Source organism: Micromonospora sp. DSM 43699 (assembly GCF_055517075.1).
The window spans coordinates 125,846-138,282 of the sequence record NZ_JBTMMT010000011.1 but is presented as its reverse complement, the minus strand read 5'-3'; the positions used below and the strand labels follow the sequence as shown (position 1 = coordinate 138,282).

Genomic DNA, 12,437 nt, shown 5'->3' with positions numbered 1-12,437 from the left:
ACCCACCCCACGCCTTCGGCCTCGAAGTCCGCGACACCGCCACCACCCCACCCGAAGACATCGTCATCCACGACACCACCATCACCGACCCCGCCTACGCCTTCGCCCTCACCCGACTCCCCGGACCCCACCTCCGCAACACCCCCATCGGCGTCTTCCGACAAACCAACCGCCCCACCTACGACAACCTCGTCCAACAACAGATCACCACCGCCAAAGCCACCACCACCCACACCCCCGAACAACAACTCACCGACCTCCTCCACACCGGCGACACCTGGACGATCCGACCGCTGGCCGACGCATGATCGAGCAACTCGCGCCACCCGGAGCGGTCGCCGTCGAGGCGTTCGACGACACCGACACCGAGCCGCTGCACCCCGAGGAGGCCGCCCTGGTGGCCCGCGCCGTGGAGAAGCGGCGGCGGGAGTTCACCACCGCCCGCACCTGTGCCCGCCGCGCCCTGCGCGCCCTCGGCGAGCCATCCACGCCGATTCTCACCGGGGAACGCGGCGCGCCCGTCTGGCCCACCGGCGTGGTCGGCAGCCTCACCCACTGCGACGGTTACCGGGCTGCCGTGGTCGCCCGCCGGGACGACGTCCGGACCATCGGCATCGACGCCGAACCCGACGCACCGCTGCCCGACGGCGTCCTCGACGCGATCGCCCTGACCGACGAGCGGGCCATGGTGCACCGGCTGACCGCCGACACCCCCGGCCCGCACTGGGACCGGCTGCTGTTCAGCGCCAAGGAGGCCCTCTACAAGGCGTGGTTCCCGGTCACCGGCGTCTTCCTCGGCTTCGACGAGGCCCGGATCACCCTTCATCCGACCGCCCGCACCTTCACCGCCCGCGTCCTCGTCCCCGGTCGCGTTCGGGACTTCGAGGGCCGCTACCTGCACGACGCCGGCCTGGCCCTGGCCGTCGTCGCCGTACCGAACTGAGCCGCACCACGGGCACGGCAACCGGACCACCGAACGAGGGGACCAGACGATGAGCGCCGGCATCTACGCGGTAAGCGACCTGCACGTGGCGTACCCGGAGAACCGGAAGATCGTGGAGAGCCTGCGGCCCCACGCAGCCGGCGACTGGCTGATCGTCGCCGGTGACGTCGCCGAACTCTTCGCCGACGTGACCTGGGCGCTGAAGCTGCTCAGCGAACGGTTCGGCAAGGTCATCTGGGCACCCGGAAACCACGAACTGTGGACCCACTCCCAGGACCCCGTCCTGCTGCGCGGCGAGGCCCGCTACCAGGCCATCGTGCGGCAGTGCCGGAACCTGGGCGTGAGCACCCCCGAGGACGAGTACCCGTTGTGGACCGGGGCCGGCGGCCCGCTGCTGGTGGCCCCGCTGTTCGTCGGCTACGACTACTCGTTCCGCGAGCCGGGCGTCACCAGCAAGGAGCAGTCGCTGGCCCGCGCCCACGCCTCCGGGGTGGTCTGCGCCGACGAGGTCTTCCTGCACCCCGACCCGTACCCGAGCCGGGACGCCTGGTGCCGGGCCCGGGTGGCGCTGACCGAGGCCCGGCTCGCCGACTGCGACCCGGCCGTGCCGAAGGTCCTGGTCAACCACTACCCGCTGGTCCGGACGCCCACCGACATCCTGCGCTATCCCGAGTTCGCCCAGTGGTGCGGCACCGAGCTCACCGCCGACTGGCACCGCCGCTTCCACGCCAGCACGGTGATCTACGGCCACCTGCACATCCCCCGGGTCACCTGGCACGACGGGGTGCGGTTCGAGGAGGTCTCCGTCGGCTACCCCCGGGAGTGGCGGCACCGGGCCCGCACCGATTCGTGGCTGCGGCGGGTGCTGCCCGCACCCGCCCAGGTCTGACCGCTCAGCCCTCGACGAGGCGCTTCTTCTGCACCTTGCCCAGCGCGTTGCGGGGCAGGGCGTCGACCAACCGGACCTCACGGGGCCGTTTGTGCACCGACAGTTGCCGGGCGACGAAGTCCACCAGTTCCGCCCCGGTCACCCCGTCGGCGACCACGTACGCGGTGACCTGCTGGCCCAGATCCGGGTGCGGCAGGCCCACCACCGCCGCCTCGCGTACCGCCGGGTGGGTCAGCAGCGCCTCCTCCACCTCACCGGCCCCGATCCGGTAACCACCGCTCTTGATCAGGTCGGTGCTCGCCCGGCCGACGATCCGGTGCCACCCGTCCGGGCCGACGGTGGCGACGTCGCCGGTCCGGAACCAGCCGTCGGCGCTGCGGCTCGCCGCGTCGGCGTCCGGCCGGTTCAGGTAGCCGTCGAACAGGGTCGGGCCGGCGACCAGCAACTCGCCCATCGCCGTACCGTCGGCCGGCAGGTCCCGGCCCTGCTCGTCGACGATCCGGGTGCGGACCCCGGGAAGGGGGACCCCGACGGCACCCGGCCGGCGCGGGCCGTCCGCACGGGCACTCACCGTGATCAGGGTCTCCGTCATGCCGTACCGCTCGACCACCCGGTGCCCGGTCAGCGCCGCGAGGCCGTCGAAGACCGACGTGGGCAGCGCCGCGCTGCCCGACACCAGCAGCCGCGCCGACCGCAACGCCCGCGCGGCAGCCGGCGTCGCACCGATCCGCGACCAGATGGTGGGTACGCCGAAGTACAGTGTCCCGCCGGCTGCGGCGTACCGCTGCGGCTGCGGCCGGCCGACGTGGTGCAGTCGGCTGCCGACCCGCAGTGGACCGAGCACCCCGAGCACCAGCCCGTGTACGTGGAACAGCGGCAGCCCGTGCACCAGCAGGTCGTCGGGGGTCCACCCCCAGGCGTCGGCCAGCCCGTCCAGGCAGGTGGCGATCGCCGCCCGGGAGAGCAACGCCCCCTTCGGGGCCCCGGTGGTCCCACTGGTGTAGAGGATCAGCGCGGTCCGCTCCGGTGCGGGTTCCGGATGCGTGGTCGCCGACGTGCGGCGCAGATCGACCGGGACCACCGGCAGCCCGTCCCTGCCCGACGCGGTGGACCCGCCCGACGCCGCGTCCGCCGGGGCGAGCAGGGCCTGTGCGGCCGAGTCGCGGAGGATGTGCTCCCGCTCCCGGGGCCCCGCGTCCGGCGGCACCGGCACCACCGCCGTACCGGCCAGCAGCGCACCCACCACGGCGACGACGGTCTCCGTCGTGGGTGTGGTCTCGATCGCGACCCGGTCCAGGCCGTGCAGGTCGTCGGCGACCGCGGCGGCCAGCCCCTGCAGCCCGGACCGGGACAGCGACCGGTCACCCACCCGGACCAGGTCCGGGCGGTCGTCCATCGACGATGACATCGCGGCCAGCAGCGACACGATCCACGCCCTTCCGGTCGATCGGCGGGGCGCGGCGCGGCCCCCGTGCCGACGCTAGTGTGGCGAGCGGCCCGTCACCACCCCCCACCTCCGGGGTAGCCGCGCGGCCACCCCGCTGCCGAGCGCCGTCGACGGTCAGGGGTCGGTTAAGGGTGCCGGTACGACCTCCGCACCGCCTACCCTCGACCGAGACGGATCCATCGCCGGTCGACGGGGAAGGTGGCATCGACGTCATGACCTCCGCGCAACCATCAGCCGCGCCGCCGCACCTCGTCGTCACCGACGCGTCCGATGCCATCGCGTTCTACACCCACGTGTTCGGTGCGGTTCCGCAGCGGCAGGAGTGCCTTCCCGACGGACGGGTGCTCACCGCCGACCTCGTCGTCGACGGCCACCGGTTCACCGTCAGCGAGTGGGCCGACCCCGCCGCGGCGACGCCCCGACTGCCGGTGCTCACCGTGGAGTCCGCCGACCCCGACGCGGTGCTGCGCCGCGCCGTCGCGGTGGGTGCCCGGGTCGGTACCGCCAACGGCGTTCCCCACGAGGTGCTGCTGCGCGATCCGTACGGTCGGGGTTGGGCCATCGCCCGACCCGAACCGTCCGCCTGAGCCGGGTACCGCACCGCACGTCGTGCAGGGTCGTGCCGGGGGGCACCGACCACGCCATCACCCCGGAACGCGGTTTGGCGAGGTCCGTCAGCGGTATCTGGATCCGGTACGTCCGCGAGAAGGAGGAACCGGTGAACGTCGACGATCTGCTGACCGAAGCCTACGGGCGGCTGCCCGACCTGGTCCGTGCGGCGGTGGACGGGCTCAGCCCCGACGAGCTGTGCCGGGCGCCCGGCCCGGGTGCCAACCCGGTCGGCTGGCTGGTCTGGCATCTCACCCGGATCCAGGACCAACAGGTCGCCGAGCTGCTCGGGGTCGACCAGGTCTGGGGCACCGGCGGCACGGCGGCCCGGTTCGGGCTTCCCGCCGACCCCGCCGACACCGGTTTCGGCCACACCCCGGAACAGGTCGCCGCGGTACGCCCGGAGAGCGCGGAGGCGCTCGTCGGCTACCACCGGGCGGTGGCGGAGCGTACCCGCGGGTTCCTGACCGGGCTGCGACCGGCGGACCTGGACCGGATCGTCGACGAGAACTGGGATCCGCCGGTGACCCTCGGTGCCCGGCTGGTCAGCATCCTCTCCGACGATCTCCAACACGTCGGCCAGGCCGCCTACCTGCGGGGTCTGCTCCGGCCCTGACCGGGATCTCACCCGCTCCGGGTGACCCGACCTCACCCCGCCGGGCGGCATCCTGGCCGGGTAGGGAACGGCCGGTGGGGGGAGAAGACGTGGGTACGTCGATGGCGGGGTTCCTGGACCGGTGGGTTTCGGGCCGGCGGTCGGACCTGCCGGAGACCACCTCGGGCACCCTGCGCCTGGATGCCGCCGAGGGCGGACAGACCGCCCACTGGCGGCTCACCATCCACGACCAGCGGGTCGAGGTCAGCCGGTCCGCCGAGGACGCCGAGTTGGTCGTCCGTGCCGACCGGGAGGTGTTCGACCGGTTGGCGTCCGGCCGGACCCACCTCGCCACCGCACTGCTGCGCAACGACCTGTCGGTGCAGGGCAACATGCGGTTGCTGATGACGCTCCGACGGATCTTCCCCGGCCCGCCCGACGCCCGGCACCCCCGGGAGCGGGACGGCCGCCGGTGAGGGAGGAACGGGTCCACGTCGTCGCCGGCAACGCCTTCGCGGTCAGCGACGCCCACGGCGACATGGAGGTGGACCCGAGGACGCCGGTGGGGCTCTTCTCCTTCGACACCCGGTTCATCTCCCGCTGGGTGCTCACCATCGACGGGCAGCGGCTGCACGCCCTGTCCCGCGACGACATGACCTACTTCGAGACCCGCTTCTTCCTGGTCCCCGGCAGGGCGAGTCACTACGTCGACGCTGACGTGTCGGTGATCCGGCACCGCTCCATCGACGACAGCTTCACCGAGCAGCTCACCGTGCTGAACCACTCCGCCGTACCCGCCGAGTTCGTCGTCCGGATGGAGGTCGGTGCCGACTTCGCCGACACCTCGGAGATCGGCAGCCCGGTGCCCCGGCGGATCACCAGGGCCGCCCACCCGCCCCACGGGGTGCTACGGCTGCGCTACGAACGGGAGCGGTTCGCCCGGGAGGCGACCGTGTCCAGCACCGCCCCGGCCGACGTCGACGAGGGTGGCTTCACCTACCGGATCACCGTGCCCGGGCACGGAAAGTGGATCACCGACCTGCACGTGGGCATGACCATCCGGGGTGATGGCGGCCACGACCTGCGGAAGAGCCTGGAGTCACATCGGCTGCGGGTCCGCCACGACATGCGGCACGACCTGCGTGACTGGCTGGACCGGGCGCCCCAGTTGGTGACCGAGCAGGAGCGGCTGCCGGCGGTGTACGAGCAGGCGCTGACCGACCTGGCCGCGCTGCGGTACGTCCCGCTGGCGTACACCGGGCGGGTGCCGGTGGGCGGTCTGCCCTGGGCGATGGCGCTGTACGGCCGGGACGCGCTGATCACCTGTCTGCAGACCCTGCCGTTCACCCCCGAACTCACCCCGAGCACGCTGCGCATGCTGGCCCTGCTCCAGGGCGGCCGCCTCGACGACCAGCACGAGGAGGAACCCGGGAAGATCGTCGGTGAGTTGCGGTACGGCGAGTCGGCCGCCTTCGAGGAGCAACCGACCGGGCTCTACTACGGCGCCGCCGACACCACCCCGCTCTTCGTGATCCTGCTCGACGAGTACGAGCGCTGGTCCGGCGACGCGGCGCTGGTCCGGCAACTGCGCCACCCGGCCCGGATGGCGCTGGACTGGATCGACGAGTACGGCGACCTCACCGGCGACGGCTACCTGCGTTACCAGCGGCGCAACCCCCGCAACGGGTTGGTCAACCAGGGCTGGCGGAACTCGCCGGATGCGATCGTGGACGCCGCCGGCCGTCCGCCCGCCGGGCCGAGGGCCACCTGCGAGCTCCAGGGCTACGCCTACGACGCGAAGGTCCGCGGGGCCCGCCTGGCCCGGGAGTTCTGGGCCGACCCGGAGTACGCCGATCAACTGGAACGCGAGGCCGCCGCCCTGAAGGAACGCTTCAACCGGGACTTCTGGCTGCCCCGACGGGAGTACTACGCGCTGGCCCTGGAGCCGGACGGCACGCCGGTGGAGGCGTTGACGTCCAACCTGGGGCACCTGCTGTGGAGCGGGATCGTCCCCGAGGAGCGGTCCGCCGCCGTCGCCGCCCAGCTGCTCGGGCCGCACCTCTTCTCCGGGTGGGGGGTGCGCACCTTCGCCGACGGGCAGTTGGCGTACAACCCGGTGGGTGCGCACCTGGGCGCGGTGTGGCCGTCGGACAACTCGCTGATCGCCGCCGGGTTGCGGCGCTACCACCACGACGAGGAGGCGGCCCGGGTCGCGGCCGGCATCCTGGCGGTGGCGGAGCTGGTCGGCGGATCGGTGCCGGAGGTGATCGCCGGCTATCCACGGACGTCCACCAGGTACCCGGTGCAGTTGCCGATGGCCGGCCGGCCACAGTCGTGGTCCGCCGGGGCCGTGGTGATGCTGCTCGGCACCATCCTCGGGTTGCGGCCCTGCGCCGACAACCTGCTGGTGAATCCGGCGCTGCCCGACGGATTCGGCCGGATCGAGCTGCTGGACGTCCCCGGGCGGTGGGGGCATGCCGACGCGTACGGTCGGGACCGTTCGGCCGCCCACCGGGGCCACCGCCCCCGGCTGCGCTGACGGTGAGACCGGCCGGGTGGCGGGGCCGGAGCGCGATGCGCCCGATCCCGGGCACGGCACCCGGATCCCGGCCGGCACGCTGATCACGACGGCTCGGCGGGGAGCGCACCGCCGGGCAGGGACGGGGACCCGTCGGCCGGGGCGCGAGGTGTGGACGATGTCGCCCGGAGGAGGCCGGCCCGAGCTGCCCGGAACGCCGACATCGCGGCCGGCTCCCCGCGCAGTTCGGCCGGGTGCGGTGCGGCGCGGACCGCCGCCAGGAGTGCCCCGAGGTCGTCCGCCGGCCCGGCGACCGGCCCGCTGAGCAGCCGCTCGGCGGTCTCCGGGTCCAGGGGATGTCGGGTCATCTCGTGTTCCTCAGCGCCACCCCCGGGTGGGGCGTCACGCCGGCACGGGTGCCGGTGGCCCCGATCACACCAGGCCCGGGTGGTAACGGCGAAAAGTCCGTCGGCATCCCTACAGTAAGTGACGGTCCGGTTCGTTTCGGTGTCAGACTCCGCTGGACACGCTGCATCGAGGGAGGCTGACACCATGCCAGGACGCGACACGCACAGTGACGAGCGTTTTGATCAGGTCGGCGACGAGATGTCCGCCGCCGTCACCCGGGCGGCGTCGGTGCTGGAGGAGGAGCTGTCCGCCGGCATCGCCAGCGCCCGCCGCCTCCAGGAGAAGCTCACCGCCGACCGGCGGGTCGACCCGGCCGCCTTCGACGAGGTGTCCGGCCGGGTCCGCAAGGACACCCACTCGCTCATCGACATGGTGGTCGCCCAACTGCCGGCCGACGGTGAGCGCGGCGAGCTGACCCGCCGCTACGCCGCCGACGCGCACGACGTGCTGGACAGCCTGATCGACCTGGCCCGGCTCGCCCCGGAACTGGCCAACGGGCTGATCGAGCGGGTGTCCCAGCAGGGCCACCCGACGGCCTCCGGTGCGGGCCCGGCACGCGTCCGGCGGCCTGCCGGGGCTCCGCCGGCCGGTGGCGAGCCCGGCCCGGTGTCCTGAGCCGATGACTTCCCCCGGCCTCGACGACCAGGTCGAGGAGGTGCTGGACCGCTACCGGACCCGCACCATGGCGACCCTGCTGGCCCACCTGCCCACCGGTGGCCCCCGCTACCTCTACGACCTGGTCGCCGACTATCCGCGCCGCGCCGGCAAGGGGCTCCGGGCGGCGCTCTGCCTGGCCGCCTGCCGGCTCGCCGGGGACGGCACCGAGGTCGACGAGGCGGCGGTCAACGTGGCCACCACCGTCGAGTTGTTCCACAACGCCTTCCTCATCCACGACGACATCCAGGACGGCAGTGAACAGCGGCGTGGCGCACCCACCCTGCCCGCCCAGTACGGCGTCGGGGTGGCCCTCAACGTCGGCAACATGACCAACCTGCTCGCCCTGGACCGGCTGCTGGCCAACCGGGACGGCCTCGGCTCCGGCGCCGCCTGGCAACTGGTCGAGGAGAGCCGGCTGATGCTGCGCCACTCGCTGGAGGGCCAGGCGATCGAGATCGGTTGGATCCGGGACAACGCCTGCGACCTCACCCCCGACGACTACTACCGGATGTGTCTGAAGAAGACCTCCTGGTACACCTGCATCTATCCCTGCCGCACCGGCATCCTGGCGGCCGGCGACGGTCGGCTGCGTCGGGACCGGCTGGACCGCTACGGCTGGTATCTCGGCGCGGCCTTCCAGATCACCGACGACGTGTTGAACCTGGTGGGGGAGTACGCGGCCTACGGCAAGGAGATCGCCGGTGACCTGTGGGAGGGCAAGCGCACCCTGATCCTCATCGACTTCCTGGGGCGGTGCACCACCGGGGAACGGGAGCGGACGGTCGCCTTCCTGGGCACCCCACGCGCCGACCGCACCGCCACCGAGGTGCGCTGGCTGCACCGCCGGCTGATGGCGTACGACAGCGTGGAGGTGGCCCGCCGCTGCGCCCGCGAGCTGGCCGACGCGGCGTCGGCCGAGGCACAGGCAGCGCTCGGCGACCGGGCCGGCACCGAGGACGGCCGGTTCCTGCTCGGACTGACCCGCTACGTCGTCGACCGCCCCCGTTGACCGGCCGGGTCAGCCCATCGTCTTCGCGCCGTCGATCGACTCGCGGATGATGTCGGCGTGCCCGGCGTGCTGGGCGGTCTCCGCGATCACGTGCAGCAGCGTCCGTCGCACCGACCAGCTCGCGCCCGGCGTGAACCAGGGCGCCTCCGGCAGCGGATGGCTCACGTCCAGGTCGAGGGTGGCGATCAGTTCGTCGGTGTGGGCGGCGGTCTCGGCGTAGCCGTCGAGCAGACCGGCCAGGGTGTCGTCGTCGGACATCCGGAACAGACCGGCCCAGTCGACCGGCACGCTCTCCATCGCCCCGGCCCCGCCGACCATGAACCGCGCCCACCGCTGCTCCACCGCGGTCACGTGCTTGACCAGGCCGCCCAGGCACAGCTCGCTGACGGTGCTGCGGGTAGCCGCCTGCGCGTCGGTCAACCCGCGCACGGTGTGTCGTAGAAAGCCGCGGTGCAGGCCGATGGTCTGCGCCAGGTCGGCCCGTTCGCCGGTGAGCACCCGTTCCGAAGTGGTCATCCCCGCCTGCCTCCGTGGTCGATGTCGTCGAAGGCCACGCTAGGGCCACCCCCCGACAATCCGGTGGGCCACACCCGACGCCAGCGGTTGCCGATCCGGCGGCCGGGCGGTGGACTGGACCACATGGGAGTGATCAGGGTGGGTACCTCGTCCTGGGCGGATCAGACACTGCTGCGCGCCGGCTGGTATCCCCGGTCGGCACGCACCCCCGCCCAGCGGCTCGGCTGGTACGCCGGGCAGTTCGGACTGGTCGAGGTGGACACCTCGTACTACGCCGTCCCGGTGCCGGAGACCACAAGCGGATGGGCGGCGGCCACCCCGCCGGGTTTCACCTTCGACGTCAAGGCGTTCAGCCTCTTCACCGGCCACCCGACCCCGGTGCAGGTGCTGCCGAGGGACCTGCGACCGGCCACCGGGCCGTCCCGGATCCGCCGCCGGGACCTGCCCGAGGCGTCGTACGACGAGCTGTGGAGCCGGTTCCGGGCGGCGCTGGAGCCGCTCGCGGCGGCCGACCGGCTCGGCGCGGTGTTGTTGCAGTTCCCGCCGTGGGTGGTGCGCAGCGCCGGCGCCCGGCGGCGGATCGAGGAGTTGGCCGACCGGTGCCGGCCGTGGCGGGTCGCGGTGGAACTGCGCCACGGGTCCTGGTTCGACGGGGTGGCGGCGGCCGAGACGGTGACCTTCCTGCGCGACCGCGACCTCAGTCTGGTCTGCGTCGACATGCCGCAGGGCCACCCCTCCTCGGTGCCGCCGATCATGGTCGGTACGGCCGAGCCGGTGCTGGTCCGGATGCACGGTCACAGCGCGCACTGGGCGGACGGCAGCAAGGAGGACCGGTTCCGGTACGCCTACGCCGACGACGAACTGCGCCGGTGGGCCGACCTGCTGGCAGACCTGGCCGACCGGTCCGGGGAGCTGCACGTGCTGTTCAACAACTGCTGCGCGGGGCAGGCCCAGCGGGACGCCGCCCGGCTGGCGGAACTGCTCGGGGTGGTGTCCACGACGACGGCGGCCGGCCACTGACCCGGGTTCACCGCCCCACGGTGGCGCACCCCGGGTCACCGACCCGGTGAGGCACCCGCTCCGCTCGCCGACCTGCCGGTGCGGGGCGCGCCGTCGACGGCGCGACGGCAGGTCCCGCACCGGCCGGTCCCGGCCCGACGGTCAGCCGGCCATCGCCATCCGCCGACGGGCCCCCGTGGCGGCCAGCCGGCCCATCGTCGCCGGGGCGCCCATCAACCCACCGGCACGCCCGAGCATCCCCCGGAACACCTGGCCGGGCTTCTGCTGCTCGCCCATGTACGCCGTGACCACCACCAGGGCCCCGGTCAACGCCGGGATGGTCCACTGGAGGACCCGCATCTGCCGCTGCCGGTGCGCCACCTCGGTGGGCGTCTGGTAGTTGGGCTCGGTGGTCCCCGAGACCGGCGTGTTGCCGGCGTTCTGCAACTTCATGCCGACCAACCGGCTGTAGCCGGTCGCCGCGAGCGCGCCGACGGTCAGCGCCGTCTTCACCGCGCTCATCCGACCCACCCCGGACTGGGCCATCATCCGGGGGCTCTCGGTGGCCAGTTCGCCCACCGCGCCGGCCAGGTGCGCGCCGATCGCGGCCGCGTTGACCGGGGTCCACCGGGCCCAGCCGGCCGAGGCCACCGGGAGCCGTTGGGTCGAGTCGCTGATCCGTGCCGCCGCTCCGTTGACGCCCAGCGCTCCCATCAGGGAGCCACCGAACCAGGCCGCCAGGCCCAGATCGTGCATCGAGCGCAGTGCGGTGTGTCGTTCGGACATCTGATCCCCCTCCACCGTGTTCGGGCGCAGCGGCATACCCGTCCCGGCGGCGGCTACGCGCCCGACTTCCGGGCGACCCACCGGCAGAGCCGCCCGACGTGCTCCCGGCGGGGACCAGCGGCGGGGTGGCCCCGGCCGTCCGGTGCAGGTCAGCGGCGGGGCAGGCCCGCCGCGAAGTCGGCCACCCGGCGGGTCAACGGCAGCCCGGCCCGGACCCACCGGAAGTGGTCCAGCGGGGCGCCCGCCTCGGTCGCCGTGTACCGGTGACGGGTGACCGGCGCGGCGGTGAGCTTGGCGCAGAGGTGGTCGACGGTCGGGTGCGGGGTGTACTGGTCGTCGTCGACGCTTACCGCAAGCACCGGGACGGTCAACCGGCCCACCGCCGCCTCGCTGTCCACCCCGTCCAGGGTGGGGAAGCGGCCGGTCCGCGCGGTGCGCGCCCAGTCCCGGATCACCCCGCGCGCCTGCCGGCCGCCGAACCCCCAACCCGGCCAGACCCCGAGCGCACCGGCGACCGCCGCGATCCCCTGGGTGTACGGCAGGACGCCGTACCCGCGTAGGCCCGGATAGCTGCGCCAGTACGGGACACCGACGGCGAGCAGGGCGAGCCCGTCGACCCGGTCGACACCGTGCAGGGCCAGGTGCAGCAGGGCCGCCTGCCCGCCGAGGGAGTGCCCCAGCAGCAGCGTCGGGCGGCCGTCCAGCCGGGGCTTCAGCGCGTCGAGGACCGCGCCGACGTCGGCGGCCAGTTCCCGGTAGCCGTACCGGCAGGCACGTGACGGCGGGGGAGTGCTCTCGCCGGTGCCGCGCAGGTCGGCGACGATCACCGCCAGGCCGGCGTCGCGTAGCGCGGTGGCGAACGGCCGGTAGTACCGGGCCCGGACCCCCATCGCCGGCCAGATCACCACCACCGGAGCGTCGGGCGCCCCGTCGGGTTCCGGGTAGACCTGGATGCCGAGCCGGGCCCGGTCGACGTCGACGAACTCCTGCGTGTACTCCGTGTCCCCGCTCACCGCCCTATCCTACCGGCCGGTAATAACGGGTCCACCGTCAGGCGGCTG

At 73.4% G+C, this 12,437-nt stretch carries 14 protein-coding genes and 1 pseudogene; 10 read left to right on the top strand and 5 right to left on the bottom strand.

Annotation, left to right across the window (positions count from 1 at the left end; translation table 11 throughout):
• From AC0AIB_RS08760 to AC0AIB_RS08750, 3 genes and pseudogenes are all read left to right on the top strand, one after another.
• Window positions 1–308 (top strand): annotated as a pseudogene (locus AC0AIB_RS08760) (2-oxoacid:ferredoxin oxidoreductase subunit beta); the annotation flags it as partial.
• Window positions 305–943 (top strand): 4'-phosphopantetheinyl transferase family protein, encoded by a 639-nt coding sequence (locus AC0AIB_RS08755; RefSeq protein WP_328338384.1) that lies wholly within the window; start codon window positions 305–307, stop codon window positions 941–943. The pseudogene AC0AIB_RS08760 and the gene AC0AIB_RS08755, both read left to right, overlap by 4 nt.
• Before the next feature lie 49 nt (window positions 944–992).
• Entirely contained in the window at window positions 993–1,832 is an 840-nt protein-coding gene (locus AC0AIB_RS08750; RefSeq protein WP_328338382.1) for a metallophosphoesterase family protein, read from the top strand.
• A gap of 4 nt (window positions 1,833–1,836) precedes the next feature.
• On the opposite strand, the gene AC0AIB_RS08745 is transcribed toward AC0AIB_RS08750, so the two are convergent.
• Complete coding sequence (locus tag AC0AIB_RS08745) at window positions 1,837–3,240, bottom strand: acyl-CoA synthetase (protein ID WP_442930829.1); 1,404 nt, start codon at window positions 3,238–3,240, stop codon at window positions 1,837–1,839.
• 251 nt (window positions 3,241–3,491) lie between these two features.
• On the opposite strand from AC0AIB_RS08745, the gene AC0AIB_RS08740 reads away from it, so the two are divergent.
• From AC0AIB_RS08740 to AC0AIB_RS08725, 4 genes are all read left to right on the top strand, one after another.
• Complete coding sequence (locus AC0AIB_RS08740) at window positions 3,492–3,866, top strand: VOC family protein (protein WP_328338378.1); 375 nt, start codon at window positions 3,492–3,494, stop codon at window positions 3,864–3,866.
• Between the two features lie 131 nt (window positions 3,867–3,997).
• Complete coding sequence (locus AC0AIB_RS08735; RefSeq protein ID WP_328338376.1) at window positions 3,998–4,504, top strand: mycothiol transferase; 507 nt, start codon at window positions 3,998–4,000, stop codon at window positions 4,502–4,504.
• Window positions 4,505–4,605: 101 nt separating this feature from the next.
• Window positions 4,606–4,959, top strand: coding sequence for an SCP2 sterol-binding domain-containing protein (locus AC0AIB_RS08730; RefSeq protein WP_328348860.1), 354 nt, complete (start codon window positions 4,606–4,608; stop codon window positions 4,957–4,959).
• Complete coding sequence (locus AC0AIB_RS08725; protein WP_328338374.1) at window positions 4,956–7,022, top strand: amylo-alpha-1,6-glucosidase; 2,067 nt, start codon at window positions 4,956–4,958, stop codon at window positions 7,020–7,022. Before AC0AIB_RS08730 ends, AC0AIB_RS08725 begins: the two co-directional genes overlap by 4 nt.
• 83 nt (window positions 7,023–7,105) lie before the next feature.
• Here the strand turns inward: AC0AIB_RS08725 and AC0AIB_RS08720 are convergent, their stop codons facing one another.
• On the bottom strand, window positions 7,106–7,369 hold the full coding sequence (locus AC0AIB_RS08720) for a hypothetical protein (protein WP_328338372.1): 264 nt from the start codon (window positions 7,367–7,369) through the stop codon (window positions 7,106–7,108).
• Between the two features lie 184 nt (window positions 7,370–7,553).
• Between AC0AIB_RS08720 and AC0AIB_RS08715 the strand changes: the two genes are divergently transcribed.
• Together AC0AIB_RS08715 and AC0AIB_RS08710 are read left to right on the top strand one after the other, a co-directional pair.
• Complete coding sequence (locus AC0AIB_RS08715) at window positions 7,554–8,024, top strand: hypothetical protein (protein ID WP_328338371.1); 471 nt, start codon at window positions 7,554–7,556, stop codon at window positions 8,022–8,024.
• 4 nt (window positions 8,025–8,028) lie between these two features.
• Complete coding sequence (locus tag AC0AIB_RS08710; protein WP_328338370.1) at window positions 8,029–9,075, top strand: polyprenyl synthetase family protein; 1,047 nt, start codon at window positions 8,029–8,031, stop codon at window positions 9,073–9,075.
• A 9-nt stretch (window positions 9,076–9,084) separates the two neighbouring features.
• On the opposite strand, the gene AC0AIB_RS08705 is transcribed toward AC0AIB_RS08710, so the two are convergent.
• Window positions 9,085–9,591 carry a DinB family protein gene (locus tag AC0AIB_RS08705; protein WP_328338368.1) on the bottom strand — a complete coding sequence of 169 codons (507 nt, stop codon included), beginning with the start codon at window positions 9,589–9,591 and terminating at the stop codon, window positions 9,085–9,087.
• Between the two features lie 123 nt (window positions 9,592–9,714).
• Here AC0AIB_RS08705 and AC0AIB_RS08700 point away from each other — a divergent pair, with 123 nt between their 5' ends.
• Complete coding sequence (locus tag AC0AIB_RS08700) at window positions 9,715–10,611, top strand: DUF72 domain-containing protein (protein ID WP_465096369.1); 897 nt, start codon at window positions 9,715–9,717, stop codon at window positions 10,609–10,611.
• A gap of 141 nt (window positions 10,612–10,752) precedes the next feature.
• On the opposite strand, the gene AC0AIB_RS08695 is transcribed toward AC0AIB_RS08700, so the two are convergent.
• Together AC0AIB_RS08695 and AC0AIB_RS08690 are read right to left on the bottom strand one after the other, a co-directional pair.
• Window positions 10,753–11,376 carry a hypothetical protein gene (locus AC0AIB_RS08695; protein ID WP_465096368.1) on the bottom strand — a complete coding sequence of 208 codons (624 nt, stop codon included), beginning with the start codon at window positions 11,374–11,376 and terminating at the stop codon, window positions 10,753–10,755.
• A 149-nt stretch (window positions 11,377–11,525) separates the two neighbouring features.
• Window positions 11,526–12,389 carry an alpha/beta hydrolase family protein gene (locus tag AC0AIB_RS08690; RefSeq protein WP_328338362.1) on the bottom strand — a complete coding sequence of 288 codons (864 nt, stop codon included), beginning with the start codon at window positions 12,387–12,389 and terminating at the stop codon, window positions 11,526–11,528.
• Between the last annotated feature and the right edge of the window lie 48 nt (window positions 12,390–12,437).